Genomic DNA, 16,433 nt, shown 5'->3' on the forward strand with positions numbered 1-16,433 from the left:
GTGTCCTACTCTCACATGGGGTGTCCCCACACTACCATCGGCGCTACGGCGTTTCACTTCTGAGTTCGGCATGGGGTCAGGTGGGACCACCGCGCTAATGCCGCCAGACATATCCTGTTTCTCTTCAATCAAGAACAAACTGTTTTCGCGATTCCAAAACAACTCAGAGTTGTAAGGTTAAGACCTCGGCTCATTAGTATTGGTTAGCTCAATGCATCACTGCACTTACACATCCAACCTATCTACGTCCTAGTCTCGAACGGACCTTACTGACTCTCGTCATGGGAGAACTCATCTCCGGGCTAGTTTCGCGCTTAGATGCTTTCAGCGCTTATCTATTCCGCACTTAGCTACCGGGCAATGCGATTGGCATCACAACCCGAACACCAGCGGTGCGTTCACTTCGGTCCTCTCGTACTAGAAGCAAACCCCGTCAATTCTCCTGCGCCCATGGCAGATAGGGACCGAACTGTCTCACGACGTTCTAAACCCAGCTCGCGTACCACTTTAAACGGCGAACAGCCGTACCCTTGGGACCTACTTCAGCCCCAGGATGTGATGAGCCGACATCGAGGTGCCAAACACCGCCGTCGATATGAACTCTTGGGCGGTATCAGCCTGTTATCCCCGGAGTACCTTTTATCCGTTGAGCGATGGCCCTTCCATTCAGAACCACCGGATCACTATGACCTACTTTCGTACCTGCTCGAACCGTCGCTCTCGCAGTCAAGCTAGCTTATGCCATTGCACTAACCTCCTGATGTCCGACCAGGATTAGCTAACCTTCGTGCTCCTCCGTTACTCTTTGGGAGGAGACCGCCCCAGTCAAACTACCCACCAGACAGTGTCCGCAATCCCGTTCAGGGACCTACGTTAGAACATCAAACATTAAAGGGTGGTATTTCAAGGTCGGCTCCATGCAGACTGGCGTCCACACTTCTATGCCTCCCACCTATCCTACACATTAAGGCTCAATGTTCACTGTCAAGCTATAGTAAAGGTTCACGGGGTCTTTCCGTCTTGCCACGGGTACACCGCATCTTCACGGCGAATTCAATTTCACTGAGTCTCGGGTGGAGACAGCCTGGCCATCATTACGCCATTCGTGCAGGTCGGAACTTACCCGACAAGGAATTTCGCTACCTTAGGACCGTTATAGTTACGGCCGCCGTTTACTGGGGCTTCGATCAAGAGCTTCGCATTTCTGCTAACCCCATCAATTAACCTTCCAGCACCGGGCAGGCGTCACACCCTATACGTCCACTTTCGTGTTTGCAGAGTGCTGTGTTTTTATTAAACAGTTGCAGCCAGCTGGTATCTTCGACTGATTTCACCTCCATCCGCGCGGGACTTCAATTACCATCAGCGTGCCTTCTCCCGAAGTTACGGCACCATTTTGCCTAGTTCCTTCACCCGAGTTCTCTCAAGCGCCTTAGTATTCTCTACCTGACCACCTGTGTCGGTTTCGGGTACGATTACATATGACCTGAAGCTTAGAGGCTTTTCCTGGAAGCAGGGCATCAATTACTTCTGCACCTTAGTGCATCGTCATCACACCTCAGCGTTTCAGTGACCGGATTTGCCTAATCACACGCCTACATGCTTAACCCACCATCCAATAGGTGGTAAACCTAGCCTTCTCCGTCCCCCCATCGCAGTCATATATAGTACGGGAATATTAACCCGTTTCCCATCAGCTACGCCTTTCGGCCTCACCTTAGGGGTCGACTCACCCTGCCCCGATTAACGTTGGACAGGAACCCTTGGTCTTCCGGCGAGCGGGCTTTTCACCCGCTTTATCGTTACTTATGTCAGCATTCGCACTTCTGATACCTCCAGCAAACCTCTCAGTTCACCTTCGCAGGCTTACAGAACGCTCCCCTACCCAATACACTTTCGTGCATTGCCGCAGCTTCGGTGCATAGTTTTAGCCCCGTTACATCTTCCGCGCAGGCCGACTCGACTAGTGAGCTATTACGCTTTCTTTAAATGATGGCTGCTTCTAAGCCAACATCCTAGCTGTCTAAGCCTTCCCACTTCGTTTCCCACTTAACTATGACTTTGGGACCTTAGCTGGCGGTCTGGGTTGTTTCCCTCTTCACGACGGACGTTAGCACCCGCCGTGTGTCTCCCATGCTCTGTTCATCGGTATTCGGAGTTTGCATCGGGTTGGTAAGTCGGGATGACCCCCTAGCCGAAACAGTGCTCTACCCCCAATGACAATACATGAGGCGCTACCTAAATAGCTTTCGGGGAGAACCAGCTATCTCCCGGTTTGATTGGCCTTTCACCCCCAGCCACAGGTCATCCGCTAATTTTTCAACATTAGTCGGTTCGGTCCTCCAGTTAGTGTTAACCAACCTTCAACCTGCCCATGGCTAGATCACCGGGTTTCGGGTCTATACCCTGCAACTTAACGCACAGTTAATACTCGGTTTCCCTTCGGCTCCCCTATTCGGTTAACCTCGCTACAGAATATAAGTCGCTGACCCATTATACAAAAGGTACGCAGTCACACATACCTAACGGTACATGCTCCCACTGTTTGTACGTACACGGTTTCAGGTTCTATTTCACTCCCCTCGCCGGGGTTCTTTTCGCCTTTCCCTCACGGTACTGGTTCACTATCGGTCAATCAGGAGTATTTAGCCTTGGAGGATGGTCCCCCCTTCTTCAGACAGGATATCACGTGTCCCGCCCTACTCTTCAAGCTTCCACATCATGGCTTTCGTGTACGGGGCTATCACCCTGTTTCACCGGACTTTCCAGACCGTTCCACTAGCTCATCATGCTACCCGCTTTGGGCTCCTCCCATTTCGCTCGCCGCTACTTTGGGAATCTCGGTTGATTTCTTTTCCTCGGGGTACTTAGATGTTTCAGTTCTCCCGGTTCGCCTCATTAACCTATTTTATTCAGTTAATGATAGTACATTATTGTACTGGGTTTCCCCATTCGGACATCAACGGCTATTGCGCTTTTTATCAGCTTACCGTCGCTTTTCGCAGATTAACACGTCCTTCATCGCCTCTGATTGCCTAGGCATCCACCGTGTACGCTTAATTTCTTAACCTTACAACTCTTAGTTGTCTCGGTTTCGCTTTCCTCAAATATCTTAGCTATGCCATATAACATGCCTTAATATCCGAGAACTCGTTTCTTTTCAGCTTGTTCCTAATTGTTAAAGAGCTATATTCATCTGCACACTTTATCAATGTGCTTATCAATATCTTTTCGATAGTTAGTCATGGCGTCCCCTAGGGGATTCGAACCCCTGTTACCGCCGTGAAAGGGCGATGTCCTAGGCCTCTAGACGAAGGGGACAACTATCTTCTTTTAAAACAAACAATCTGTGTGAACACTTGCAGGCTCTTCGTAAGGAGGTGATCCAACCGCAGGTTCCCCTACGGTTACCTTGTTACGACTTCACCCCAGTCATGAATCACACCGTGGTAAACGCCCCCCTCGCGGTTAAGCTATCTACTTCTGGTGCAACCCACTCCCATGGTGTGACGGGCGGTGTGTACAAGGCCCGGGAACGTATTCACCGTAGCATTCTGATCTACGATTACTAGCGATTCCGACTTCATGGAGTCGAGTTGCAGACTCCAATCCGGACTTAGACGTACTTTATGAGGTCCGCTCACCATCGCTGGCTCGCTTCTCTTTGTATACGCCATTGTAGCACGTGTGTAGCCCTGGTCGTAAGGGCCATGATGACTTGACGTCGTCCCTGCCTTCCTCCACTTTATCAATGGCAGTCTCCTTTGAGTTCCCGGCCTGACCGCTGGCAACAAAGGATAAGGGTTGCGCTCGTTGCGGGACTTAACCCAACATTTCACAACACGAGCTGACGACAGCCATGCAGCACCTGTCTCACAGTTCCCGAAGGCACTCTCGCATCTCTGCAAGATTCTGTGGATGTCAAGACCAGGTAAGGTTCTTCGCGTTGCATCGAATTAAACCACATGCTCCACCGCTTGTGCGGGCCCCCGTCAATTCATTTGAGTTTTAACCTTGCGGCCGTACTCCCCAGGCGGTCGATTTAACGCGTTAGCTCCGGAACCCACAGCTCAAGACCGCAAATTCCAAATCGACATCGTTTACAGCGTGGACTACCAGGGTATCTAATCCTGTTTGCTCCCCACGCTTTCGCATCTCAGCGTCAGTATCTGTCCAGAAGGCCGCCTTCGCCACCGGTATTCCTCCACATCTCTACGCATTTCACCGCTACACGTGGAATTCTACCTTCCTCTACAATACTCCAGACGACCAGTTTTAAATGCAATTCCCAGGTTGAGCCCGGGGCTTTCACACCTAACTTAATCATCCGCCTACATGCCCTTTACGCCCAGTCATTCCGATTAACGCTCGCACCCTCCGTATTACCGCGGCTGCTGGCACGGAGTTAGCCGGTGCTTCTTCTGTAATTAACGTCAATTGATGTACCTATTAGATACATCACCTTCCTCATCACCGAAAGTACTTTACAACCCGAAGGCCTTCTTCATACACGCGGCATGGCTGCATCAGGGTTCCCCCCATTGTGCAATATTCCCCACTGCTGCCTCCCGTAGGAGTCTGGACCGTGTCTCAGTTCCAGTGTGGCTGGCCATCCTCTCAGACCAGCTAGAGATCGTCGCCTAGGTGAGCCTTTACCCCACCTACTAGCTAATCCCATATGGGTTCATCAAATGGCGCATGGCCCGAAAGTCCCATGCTTTGGTCTCGCGACATTATACGGTATTAGCAGTCGTTTCCAACTGTTGTCCCCTTCCATTCGGCAGATCCCCATACTTTACTCACCCGTCCGCCACTCGTCATCAAGTGCAAGCACTCATGTTACCGTTCGACTTGCATGTGTTAAGCCTGCCGCCAGCGTTCAATCTGAGCCATGATCAAACTCTTCAATTTAAAGTTTGATGCTCAATAACTGTTTCTGACATATTCAAATGAATCTTCAGTGTCACTTATCAAGACTTGATTCTTTTAAGTCCTTAGACTTTAATTCTTTCGTCCTGCAAGTGCCCACACAGATTGTCTGTTCTATTTTTTAAAGAGCTGACAGCTTTGCTGTCTCAAGGGCTGCGTATGTTACGCTTTCCTTTTTCATTAGTCAAGAACTTTTTTCAAATTCCTCAACTTTTTAACTTCCAACTTCTCAACTTTCGTCTCGTTGTCGTTCAATGGAGGTGCATTATAGGCACTCTAATTTATTTCGCAAGCTTTATTTTCAAAAAAATGCTTATTTGTTCTTAATTTAGGCACAATTTTATATTTATAACCATAATTCGTTTGATTTACCATCAATTTATGTCAGTAGATGTTATAAGTCACCATCAAAGTAGATCAATTATTTACAATACTGATAGGCAATGATATCGAACTACGTCGATTATCGATTGGAAAAAATGCGTTGAAAGCAGCTAATTGAGATTTCTAAATATTACCATTACAAAAACCGAAAAAAAGCAGATATTTTGTCTGTTTTTTTACAGCTAAAAACACGATAACGCTTTTCTAAATTAGACGTTAATAAAAGGCGTTAGAAAATTTAACTAAAACGTTTAGGTAGCGAATTAAATATAAAATTGATTTTCAGTTTGCTTAAGTTAACTCATTACAATAGACAATAAATGTCAAATAAAACGCTTTTGATTGATGTGAAACCAGGATCTATCTTGCCTCTAAAGCCCTCAAAAACATTGGTTTTATTTGATTTTTTTAATTACATATTTATAAAATAACTATTTTTTAGTCTGGATTTAGTTGTTTTGTACTTTGGATGAACATAATAATTCGTTAAGAATTGATAAAAGCATATCTATTAATCCTGCCAACTTTAAAAAAAGTCATTATCTATTTTATAAATTAAACACAAACAATATGGATATACTAAAATGAATTATATTAAAAAATTATCTTTATTTACACTCTGTTTGTTTTTTTCAAATTATGCATTTTCCGTAACAATTAATCAAAAAACTTGGTCTGCTGCAATCAATAACAAAGATAGTGTAGCTCAATATCAGCTTGCACGGGCTTATAACCCATTAGATAAAAATAATGATTGGGACTGCCGACCTCATCAGTTTTACCTCATGTCAAACAATAAAAAATTGGCGAAATGCCATGATAAATCAGCGGATAAATATATTGAATTTTTAACTAAATCAGCTAAAAATTTATATCCTCTTGCACAAAAAGACTTGGGCATAGCTTATATTGAAGGCAAGTTGGTTGCCAAAGATATTAAACAAGGGCTTTATTGGTTACAAAAAGCAGCTTCACCTATTTCTCCTAAAGCAACATTTAGCGTAGGTGAAGGAACACTTTGGTTAAATGAAACGGGGCGAAAACATGGAGTAGGAGAAGCACAATACATATTAGGGACCCTCTATAATGATGGAGTAGATGTTAAAGCGGATTACAATAAAGCCATAATGTACTATGAAATGGCAAGCGAGAGCTATGATTGGGGATTTTACGGGAAAGCCCAGTACCAACTTTATCAACTCTATAAAAATAAGATTAATGATCCGAAAAAAGAGTTATATTGGCTTGAAGAGACGGCAACGGATATAAAATATAATAAAGCATTCGATATTCCGATGGAATTGGTGGAGTATTTTTTGAGCGGCGGACAGATAGATGGTTCAAAATCAGAGCAACCGAATTACCTATGGGCGAGTAAATGGTTAGTCCGATTTATTCATTATCAAGGGATTAATAAAGAAAATAGACAAAAAATGGTACTCCAGCTAGCTTGGCACTATTTAAATGGCCTAGGAATAAAAAAAGATCTCCAAGCAGCCGCAAAATATTATCATTTGGGGATGACCATTAGCCCCGATGTTGATATTCCACCATCTAATAAGCAAACGTTACAAAATCAATTTTTACTTAATGTTATCCAGCCCCTTTATAAAAATAAACCAGTTTTGCAAAATTTCGGCTACAGTGAATATATAGAGCGGTATTATTCTAATGAAATCAAAACGAAAAAAGATAAAATTAATAATAAAAATCAGTCATATGCTGACAAAGCCAGCAATATCATGAATGCAATATTTGCGGATAATTTAAAGGATGAAGAAAAATTCTATATTCAGCTTGATCAAGAAATGCGTAACCAATATTATTATTTAGATGACTCCAATTTTTCAAGTTTATTAACACTTATGCAAAATCGCGGGATGGCGTATGGGTTTTATCGTGAAGCAGACAATATTAAATATCATTCTATCGATGAATTAATTGCCCTTTACCAATCCGCATTAAAACTTGAACCTACTAATCCAGCCATTTTATATCGATTTGGCACACTCTATGACTTTATTATTAACGATGTTAACACTGCCATATCATATTATAAACAAGCTGCTGATTTAGGCTATACACTAGCAAATTACCGGTTAGGGGTACTTTATTATCTAGGAAAAGGAGTGCCACAAAATTACCACGAAGCATGGCAATATCTTAACTTGGCAGCACAACAACAATATAAACCTGCACAGAACTTTTTGATAGCGATTAATAAATCACATCCTGAATTTAATTGGTTAACGACACAATACATTGATCATCCACAAAATTATTATTCTCCAACCGTGATTGTTGATGGAGAAGATTGGTTAAAGCAACAATATCAAACCAATCCAACATCAAAAATTATTTATCACTTTACAAAACATAATGTTACCTATAATAACCCATTTAGAACTGATGAGAGTTGCAAAGCAGCAATAGAACTGGCTACCGATGGGGATACTGCTGTACAGCAAGATTTCATCACGCAATTAATTGGTAACAACTTAACTTGTATCATTAAGCAGCAAGAATTAATGTTTTCTTGGATTGATAACAGCCATAGTAATGATCAGCAAAAACAATTTTTAAAAGCGAAATACTATCAATTAACAAAGCAAGAAAAACAATATCGAAAACAACTTAACTATTTAGCAAATAATCAAAATGAATACGCTATCATTAACTTATTAAATTATACGCGGCTATATTATGATGCAAGAGATAGCAACTACCTTTCACAGCTCAAGAAACTACTAAAATCGGGTAATACCGATGCGGTTGAATTACTTATGAGGTATTATGGTCATTTAGAGTTGGACTCAAGTTTAGATTCTAAACGGCGTTTTCAGGCCACTTACCAATACACTAAAGCCAGATTATTAAAAAATGACTTAATCGGTTTTATTTCAGATGGATTATGGGGAGTATTGAAAGACCAAGAATATGTTTATGCTAATAGTAGTATGTTGTCATCCGCTGATATTTATAAAATATGGTTTGAACTTGCCGATATGCATGAACAAGGTGTAGATATTCCCCAAAATAATGTTTTTGCGTATGTTTGGTACAGCTTATTAGCAGAACACCATCAGGATCAAGCTGCTAATAAAGTTCAAGAACTAAAAGCACAGCTCACTACGGAACAACTTACTGAGGCAACCAATAAACTGGCTCAATATAGTAAGTCATATCAGTTTCTTCCATTAATTCGTAACCCATTAGATCAAAAATAAATATGTTTAACGTGAAAAAACGAATACAGGATATCAAATATGAATGATACATTTATTATCCCAAGTAAACCAGCCAAACGCCGTTTAAATTTTCGAATAGTGATGATCGTGTTATTGGCATTAGCGGTAAGTGGTGGATATTATATATGGAAGGAAAATGAACCTCTTGTTGAATCGCTGTTACCCGAAACAAAACCAATCATAAAAATTTATGGGACAAGTAAACAATGGAATAGATATGAAACATATTTATTTAATTGTATTACTGAAATACAATACAATCAAGATCCCATAATTAATATAAGTTATTCATCAATAGAAACAGACGATAAACAAAAAATCCGTGAGGAGTGTATTCCTTTATAAAAGGTCTTTATTTTAACTTAATCTATTGCAGGGCATAATGGCATTTTTGCTAACCAATGCCCTGTATTTATTGAGCATAATAAATTTTCTAGGCGTTTTATTCATATCACAACTGTACAAATAATATGGGTTTTATTTAAACAAAATATAGCGTTTAATTATTTTATTCATTTTTTATTGCATTAAATCTTTTAATACGAGCTAAAGCTACTTGACCAATAACTAGTTTTTAATTAAATGAGTGCTATTATTTTTCACTTCATAATAGGTTTTTCTTATATATTTTATTTTTTATCTCTTATTCGCTTCTGTTTTCATTGGCTATTTGTTATCTCACGATAACGGTTTGCTCGACGTAGTTAATTCATCCAAATGATAACTCATCATCGCAATTTAGTACGGCGCCTAAAAAAGGCTCGACAAGTTCACTTCAACTCGCTATATTTGGAAGTCTAGACATCCAAATATAGCGATATATAACATAATTAAGATGATTGAGGAGTTATCTATGCCAATTTGTGTTCCTGATGCTTTACCTGCTGTTAATTTGTTACGTGATGAAAATGTTTTTATTATGTCAAATAGTCGTGCTAACCGTCAGGAAATACGCCCATTGAAGTTGTTATTTCTTAATTTAATGCCCAAGAAAATTGAAACTGAGAATCAATTTTTACGTCTATTATCTAATTCGCCCTTACAAATTGATATTGATCTATTACGTATTGATCAACGCGAATCGAAAAATACGCCTTCAGAACATCTTGATAGTTTCTATGTCGATTTTGATGATATCCAACATTTAAACTATGATGGTTTAATTATTACTGGTGCACCGTTAGGGAAAATACCTTTTAATGAGGTTATTTATTGGGATAAGTTTAAAACGATTCTTATATGGGCACAGCACCATGTTACCTCGACGCTTTTATTTTGTTGGGCAGCCCAAGCTGCACTAAATATTATTTATGGCTTACCTAAATTAGTTCGTCAGCAAAAGCTTTCCGGTGTCTTCGATCATTATATTACTGATAATAAAGCCATATTAACGCGGGGCTTTGATGATCATTTTTGGGCGCCACATTCTCGTTATGCCGATTTTCCTAGCGATATGATTTGTAAACAGACTAATTTGACTATTTTGGCAGAATCAAAAGTAGCCGGCGCGTATTTGATGACAACCGATGACCGACGTATGGTCTTTGTCACTGGTCATCCTGAATATGATGCATTAACCTTAGCTAATGAGTACTTCCGTGATCTTGATGCGGGATTGAATCCATCAATACCGGAAAATTATTTTCCTCATAATGATATAACAAAATCGGCGCAAATTCGCTGGCGTAGTCATGCTTATCTCTTATTTAGTAATTGGCTTAATTATTATGTTTATCAAGTTACCCCTTATGATTTAATGACGCGTGAAATAACCATTGATGAGTAAACCATGATAATAGAAGTAAAGTGTTAATAAATTAAGTAACCATTTTATTATTAATCCATCATTTTTTATTTAGTTACCTTGATTAAGTTAATTTGGTTAACCAATTAAGAATAAATGACTTGATAGTATAAATATCATCAATATACATAAAAGGAAGCGGGATTTTGGGATCAATGTCACTAATAATAGCGAGGGTGTTATTATCAACAGTAAGCGGTTTATCGACGATTTGGCGGTGAATAATAAGTTTATCTATGGATTCATGCTTAAATCCTTCAACTAACACCAAATCAACAGCCGTAAATTGATTCGCTAATTGGTAAATATCTAAGTACGGCTGTTCGGGGGTTTCGACCATTAAAGCCCAACGATGCGAATTGGCGACAATCGTTTGGTCTGCCCCTGACTTTCTTAACTCATAACTATCTTTTCCTGGTGTATCAATGTCGACATGATGATGAGTATGTTTAATGACACCGATACAAACGCCTTCCGCTTTTAATAAAGGAATTAATTTTTTTAGTAATGTGGTCTTACCTGAGCCGCTATAACCACTAATTGCCAATATTTTCATTGTCGATTCCAATAATCAAGTTGTTGTGGAGTATTGATATTAACAAAACTGTGGGCGCTTTCACTAAAATCAACTTTTGCAGCTTGATAATGATTTAAAAAGAGTTGTAGTTTGCGTTGCCCATTCTCTATCTCATTTTTTAAAGATTGCCTTAACTGTTTGTGGATCAGTAATAAAGTAGGATGATGACGTAGCCCATCACTAACATATGCTGCTTTTTGTTTATCTATTCCGTTATACAGTTTTATAACCAAATCATTTGGAATAAAAGGGGTATCACAGCTAACAAATACACACCAATCGGTGGTGGCATAATGTAAACCACTATAAATTCCAGCTAATGGCCCTAAATAACCTGACATCAAATCAGAAAAGACAGGATAACCTAATAATTGATAGGTGCGGTGATGACGATTAGCATTAATCATTATATGCTCAACTTGTGAAGTTAAGCGTTCAATTAAATGGGTAACAAGTGGTTTTCCCCTAAATAAAATTAAACCTTTATCTTGATTATCCATGCGGGTTCCACGCCCACCGCATAAAATAATAGCGGTAATAGGTAATTTCGTCATAATTATTTATCCGTAAAAGAATTTGATTAAATTCAAAATAGCACTACTGTAATTTAAATATTGCCTGATTAATAAAAAGTATGTAAGAATCGTATCTTATTAATTATTATGTTGCTTATTCTCGATTCATATTAAATAACTACGCACCGCTAATGCAATGGATCAAATGAACAATTTAATTCATCATATTATCTATAAGAATAGGAAATCATCACTATGAAATGTCATCGCGTTAATGAACTTATGGAGCTAATTTTGCCTGCATGGCAAAAACAATCCGATCTTAATTTACTACAATTTTTGCAACAATTAGGTCAAGAAGCTGGATTTACTGGCGAACTGGTTGATTTAAGTGATGAAATCTTAATTTATCATCTAAAAATGCGTGATAGCGCTAAAACGGAAGTGATTCCTGGTTTAAAAAAGGATTATGAAGAGGATTTTAAAACAGCATTATTAAAAGCGCGAGGAATAATTAAGGATTAATTATCATTCGAAAATAATCATTTATATAGGATATGGTATGAAAAAAATATTGTTATTAATTAGTCTATTATTAATCAATAATAGCAGTTTTGCTGTTGATACAAATAGCGATACAACAGATATAGTTGAAGGTAAACAGTATACTAAGTTGTTACAATTACCTTCACAGCAGCAAGAAGTGATTGAGTTCTTCTCTTTTTATTGTGGTGCGTGTTATATGGCGGAAACACAATTTCATATTGCTGATGTGATAAAAGCCAACTTGCCAGAAGGTGCCGTGTTCAAAAAATATCATATAGAAAATTTTGGCGGTTTATCTAAAGAGCTATCAGAAGCCTGGGCTATTGCGCATGTTCTCGATTTAACCGATGCCTTTTCTAAAGCCATTTTTGAAGGTATTCACCGTGATAAAACAATCAGTACCCCTGAAGATATTCAGAAAGTCTTTGCTCAACTTGGTGTTCCATCGGATAAATATGAGTCAATGAAATCCAATATTTTGGTGAAATCTTTCTTAACTCAACAATCAGCAGCAATAGATAAATTAAGACCGATCTCGGTTCCTTCTTTTTATGTAAATGGTAAATATCAACTAAATGGACGTGAACTTAATCAAACCAATGAAGACCTTTGGATTAAGGATCATTCTCGAGTAATTAACTATCTTCTTGGCCTTGATGATAAATAAAGATGTTATACTAAACGCGCTTAATGCGCGTTTTTTATTGGTATGCAATTAATTTTCAGTGACGATATTATGACAAATAACTCTCCTATTATTCTTGTTGATGGCTCTTCTTATCTTTATCGAGCTTTCTTTGCTTGTCCACCCTTAACCAATGCCAATGGTGAACCAACAGGGGCCACTTATGGTGTGATTAATATGTTAAAAAGCTTATTAAATAAGTATAAGCCCTCGCATATTGCCGTTGTGTTTGACGCTAAGGGGGGTTCTTTTCGCCATCAACTCTATAGTGAATATAAAGCAACCCGTGAAGCAATGCCAACCGATTTAGTAAAGCAAATAGATCCCATTCACACTATAATTAAAGCCATGGGATTACCCTTATTATGTGTGGAAGGTGTTGAAGCTGATGATGTAATTGGTACATTAGCCATGCAAGCAGTTAAGGCAGGAAAAGATGTGCTGATTAGTACTGGCGATAAAGATATGGCACAGTTAGTTAATCAACATGTCACATTAATCAATACCATGAATAATGTTATCTTAAAGCCAGAAAATGTGATTGAAAAGTTTGGCGTTCCGCCAGCCTTAATAATTGATTATTTAGCACTAATGGGCGATAAATCAGATAATATTCCTGGCGTACCTGGAATTGGTGAAAAAACCGCCGCGGCGATTTTAAGTCATTTTTCTGGTATAAAAGATCTTTATGCTCGAATCGATGAAGTGAGCCAATTACCGATCCGTGGGGCAAAATCATTAAAAGAAAAATTACTTACTCATCATGCCGATGCGGAACTATCTTATCAATTAGCTACGATTAAAACCGATCTTGATTTGCATTTATCGATAGATGAAATCAATATCCAACCAGCTGATAACGCTATGCTAAATACGCTATTTGAATATAATGGATTTAAACGCTGGCTAATTGAATTAGCCCATGACAAATTTATTCATTTGACGACAAATGAATCAACGCTAAAGGCAGAACGATCAGAAAATAATGTAAGTAATCATAACGACACAACGCACTGTTTATTATCTTTAACAAGAATAGAAAATGGTTATCAAACCATATTAACTGAATCAGAACTAGATAGATGGCTAGCACAACTTTCTAGCGCGGATATATTAGCGTTCGATACCGAAACAACTAGCCTTGATCACTATAGTGCTCAATTAGTCGGTATATCATTTTGTGCAGAGCCAGGAAAAGCAGCTTATATTCCAGTCGGTCACGATTACATTGATGCACCTGATCAACTAGCTATTGATTTAGTAATTTCCAAAATAAAACCTTTACTGGAAAACGAAAAAATCCTAAAAATTGGTCAGAATCTGAAATATGATTGTAGTGTTATGGCTAACTATGGTATTGACGTCAAAGCAATAGCCTTTGATACGATGCTTGAGTCCTATGTTATAGACAGTAACGGTCGACATGATATGGACACAATGGCAATGAAATACCTTAATCATAAAACCATAACCTATAATGACTTAACTAAATCGGGTAAAAAACAATTACCGATAAGCCAAATTGATATAGAAACTACGACCCAATATGCCGCCGAAGATGCCGATGTTACATTACAATTGCACCAAACATTATGGCCAAAACTGAAACATCAACCGCAATTGGCGGAAATATTCACAGCAATAGAGATGCCTTTAGTGCCTATTTTGGCTAAAATGGAACGCAATGGGGTATTAATTGATAGTAATTTATTAAAAAGCTATTCAAATGAGTTAGCCCTAAAACTTACTCAACTTGAGCAAGACATGTTTGTATTAGCAGGAGAAGAATTTAATCCTAATTCCCCAAAACAGCTGCAAAAAATACTATTTGAGAATCTGAAATTACCTATTTTAAAGAAAACGCCAAAAGGTGATCCATCAACAAGTGAGGAAGTTTTAACTGAATTAGCACTAGATTTTGCGCTGCCACAGCTTATACTTACCTATCGCGGATTAGCGAAATTAAAAAATACCTATACCGATAAATTGCCATTAATGGTAAGTGAAAAAGACCATCGAATTCATACCAACTATAATCAAACAGGGACGGTTACTGGTCGTTTATCATCCACTGATCCAAATTTACAAAATATCCCTGTTCGTAATGAAGAAGGAAGACGAATTAGACAAGCCTTTATTGCACCAAAAGGGTATAAAATTGTATCCGCTGACTATTCACAAATAGAGCTACGCATAATGGCACATTTGTCAAAAGATCAAGGTTTACTTGACGCATTTAATAAAAATAAAGATATTCACCGTGTTACGGCAGCTGAAACCTTAGGGATCGCTGAAGATCAAGTAACAACAGAACAACGAAGAAGTGCCAAAGCGGTTAATTTCGGCTTAATCTATGGAATGAGTGCATTTGGCTTAGCCAAGCAATTAGGTATTCCAAGACAAGAAGCACAATCTTATATTGACCGTTATTTTAAGCGTTATCCAGGGATTGCTATTTATATGGAAGAAACGCGGCAACAAGCCACAGAAGAAGGTTATGTAAAAACCGTATCTGGACGGCGACTCTACCTACCAAGTATAAAATCAAGCCGTGCTATGGAGCGTAAAGCTGCTGAACGAGCCGCAATCAATGCCCCAATGCAAGGCACTGCTGCAGATATTATAAAAACCGCGATGATAAACATAGCCGAGTTTATTAAACAACAGGCTAAAGATGATATTCGTCTGTTAATGCAAGTCCATGATGAACTCATTTTTGAGGTAAAAGAGGAAAAAGTAGCGCAATTAAAACCGCAAATCCAACACATAATGGAAAATTGTTATCCACTTTCTATTCCGCTTCACGTTGACATTGGCGTAGGCGATAATTGGGATCAAGCCCATTAAAAAATCTCACCTATCAAAAGATTGATCCTGATCATAAAAAATCAAGATCAATCTTTATTATACATCGCTAACCTACATGATCGTTTAACTTTAATTTAATCCCGCTTTTCGGAGTTAAGATCACCACTCCATCGATCATATTTTAACTAATTTTTTATTTCGATCCCTTACTAAAAACACTCACATAAATTCACAATAGAGTAAAAAAAGATTAAATATTCTTCATTTTTTGTACTAAAAAACAATGATTAAACTTTATTTTTGTGTATAACTTTGTGGTTATCTGCGATCAAAAGCTGTTATCATACACATAATAACTTTTTATTTTATCTATGCTGTGGATAATAGTAAGATCTATACACAGCATGCAAACAAGGATCTTTGATTTAACCCACAGTTTTTTAGATCGATTAATGATCTGATTTATAATGAAAAAATAACTTTATTCACAGATCCTTTTCAAACTAATAATAAAAATAATAAAAGATCATTTAAATAGATCTTTCTATAACTAAAAGGATCTAAATTTAAGATCATTTGACGATCTTAAAAAGACGAGTAAAATCACACTCTAAAATTAAAACATCATGCTTTAAATAAATTTTATAAATCGAGGTTTTTATGCTGTACCCGGATCTTTTTGACGTTATTGTTGTCGGTGGTGGTCATGCAGGTACTGAAGCCGCTTTGGCGTCAGCAAGAATGGGGAGAAATACGCTTCTACTTACCCATAATATTAATACCCTTGGACAAATGTCATGTAATCCTGCTATTGGTGGAATTGGTAAAGGTCATTTAGTCAAAGAGATCGATGCGCTTGGCGGATTAATGGCACACGCGATCGATAGATCAGGAATTCAATTTAGGATCCTTAATGCCAGTAAAGGTCCTGCTGTGC

At 38.7% G+C, this 16,433-nt stretch carries 9 protein-coding genes, 1 tRNA gene and 3 rRNA genes; 7 read left to right on the forward strand and 6 right to left on the reverse strand.

The window, feature by feature from the left end:
- The 4 genes from rrf to O970_RS03620 form a co-directional block, all read right to left on the reverse strand.
- Nucleotides 1-108, reverse strand: a 5S ribosomal RNA gene (rrf, locus tag O970_RS03605); the annotation flags it as partial.
- 65 nt (nucleotides 109-173) lie between these two features.
- Nucleotides 174-3,070 (reverse strand): 23S ribosomal RNA (locus O970_RS03610).
- A 175-nt stretch (nucleotides 3,071-3,245) separates the two neighbouring features.
- Nucleotides 3,246-3,321, reverse strand: a tRNA-Glu gene (locus tag O970_RS03615).
- A gap of 52 nt (nucleotides 3,322-3,373) precedes the next feature.
- Nucleotides 3,374-4,911, reverse strand: a 16S ribosomal RNA gene (locus O970_RS03620).
- Nucleotides 4,912-5,897: 986 nt separating this feature from the next.
- Here O970_RS03620 and O970_RS03625 point away from each other — a divergent pair.
- The 3 genes from O970_RS03625 to metA all read left to right on the forward strand — a co-directional run bounded on the left by O970_RS03625 (nucleotide 5,898) and on the right by metA (nucleotide 10,347).
- Nucleotides 5,898-8,540: a tetratricopeptide repeat protein gene (locus tag O970_RS03625; protein ID WP_024495803.1), complete on the forward strand. Its 2,643-nt coding sequence runs from the start codon at nucleotides 5,898-5,900 to the stop codon at nucleotides 8,538-8,540.
- 39 nt (nucleotides 8,541-8,579) lie between these two features.
- Nucleotides 8,580-8,906 (forward strand): hypothetical protein, encoded by a 327-nt coding sequence (locus O970_RS03630; RefSeq protein ID WP_024495804.1) that lies wholly within the window; start codon nucleotides 8,580-8,582, stop codon nucleotides 8,904-8,906.
- Nucleotides 8,907-9,414: 508 nt separating this feature from the next.
- Nucleotides 9,415-10,347, forward strand: a complete 933-nt coding sequence (metA, locus tag O970_RS03635) for a homoserine O-acetyltransferase MetA (RefSeq protein WP_024495805.1) — start codon at nucleotides 9,415-9,417, stop codon at nucleotides 10,345-10,347.
- Between the two features lie 82 nt (nucleotides 10,348-10,429).
- Here metA and mobB read toward each other — a convergent pair whose 3' ends face one another.
- Both mobB and mobA read right to left on the reverse strand, forming a co-directional pair.
- A complete protein-coding gene (mobB, locus tag O970_RS03640; RefSeq protein ID WP_036562558.1) occupies nucleotides 10,430-10,921 on the reverse strand; it encodes a molybdopterin-guanine dinucleotide biosynthesis protein MobB in 492 nt (163 codons plus the stop codon).
- Nucleotides 10,918-11,496, reverse strand: a complete 579-nt coding sequence (gene mobA, locus O970_RS03645; RefSeq protein ID WP_036562559.1) for a molybdenum cofactor guanylyltransferase MobA — start codon at nucleotides 11,494-11,496, stop codon at nucleotides 10,918-10,920. The genes mobB and mobA overlap by 4 nt, the downstream gene beginning before the upstream one ends.
- Before the next feature lie 216 nt (nucleotides 11,497-11,712).
- Here mobA and O970_RS03650 point away from each other — a divergent pair, with 216 nt between their 5' ends.
- From O970_RS03650 to O970_RS03665, 4 genes are all read left to right on the forward strand, one after another.
- Entirely contained in the window at nucleotides 11,713-11,982 is a 270-nt protein-coding gene (locus tag O970_RS03650; RefSeq protein ID WP_024495807.1) for a YihD family protein, read from the forward strand.
- 37 nt (nucleotides 11,983-12,019) lie between these two features.
- Entirely contained in the window at nucleotides 12,020-12,670 is a 651-nt protein-coding gene (locus O970_RS03655; protein WP_024495808.1) for a DsbA family protein, read from the forward strand.
- Nucleotides 12,671-12,739: 69 nt separating this feature from the next.
- Complete coding sequence (gene polA, locus O970_RS03660; RefSeq protein ID WP_036562562.1) at nucleotides 12,740-15,535, forward strand: DNA polymerase I; 2,796 nt, start codon at nucleotides 12,740-12,742, stop codon at nucleotides 15,533-15,535.
- Nucleotides 15,536-16,156: 621 nt separating this feature from the next.
- The coding region (locus O970_RS03665; RefSeq protein ID WP_036562561.1) for an FAD-dependent oxidoreductase at nucleotides 16,157-16,433 on the forward strand (277 nt) is incomplete at its 3' end.

Origin of the sequence: Candidatus Schmidhempelia bombi str. Bimp (assembly GCF_000471645.3) — a bacterium.
GTDB lineage: Bacteria > Pseudomonadota > Gammaproteobacteria > Enterobacterales > Orbaceae > Utexia > Utexia bombi.

What these genes read in the sequence shown, in the direction of transcription:
- O970_RS03625 (WP_024495803.1), top strand. Translation starts at nt 5,898, where the DNA reads ATGAATTATATTAAAAAATTATCTTTATTTACACTCTGTTTGTTTTTT.
- O970_RS03630 (WP_024495804.1), top strand. Translation starts at nt 8,580, where the DNA reads ATGAATGATACATTTATTATCCCAAGTAAACCAGCCAAACGCCGTTTA.
- metA (WP_024495805.1), top strand. Translation starts at nt 9,415, where the DNA reads ATGCCAATTTGTGTTCCTGATGCTTTACCTGCTGTTAATTTGTTACGT.
- mobB (WP_036562558.1), bottom strand. Translation starts at nt 10,921, where the DNA reads ATGAAAATATTGGCAATTAGTGGTTATAGCGGCTCAGGTAAGACCACA.
- mobA (WP_036562559.1), bottom strand. Translation starts at nt 11,496, where the DNA reads ATGACGAAATTACCTATTACCGCTATTATTTTATGCGGTGGGCGTGGA.
- O970_RS03650 (WP_024495807.1), top strand. Translation starts at nt 11,713, where the DNA reads ATGAAATGTCATCGCGTTAATGAACTTATGGAGCTAATTTTGCCTGCA.
- O970_RS03655 (WP_024495808.1), top strand. Translation starts at nt 12,020, where the DNA reads ATGAAAAAAATATTGTTATTAATTAGTCTATTATTAATCAATAATAGC.
- polA (WP_036562562.1), top strand. Translation starts at nt 12,740, where the DNA reads ATGACAAATAACTCTCCTATTATTCTTGTTGATGGCTCTTCTTATCTT.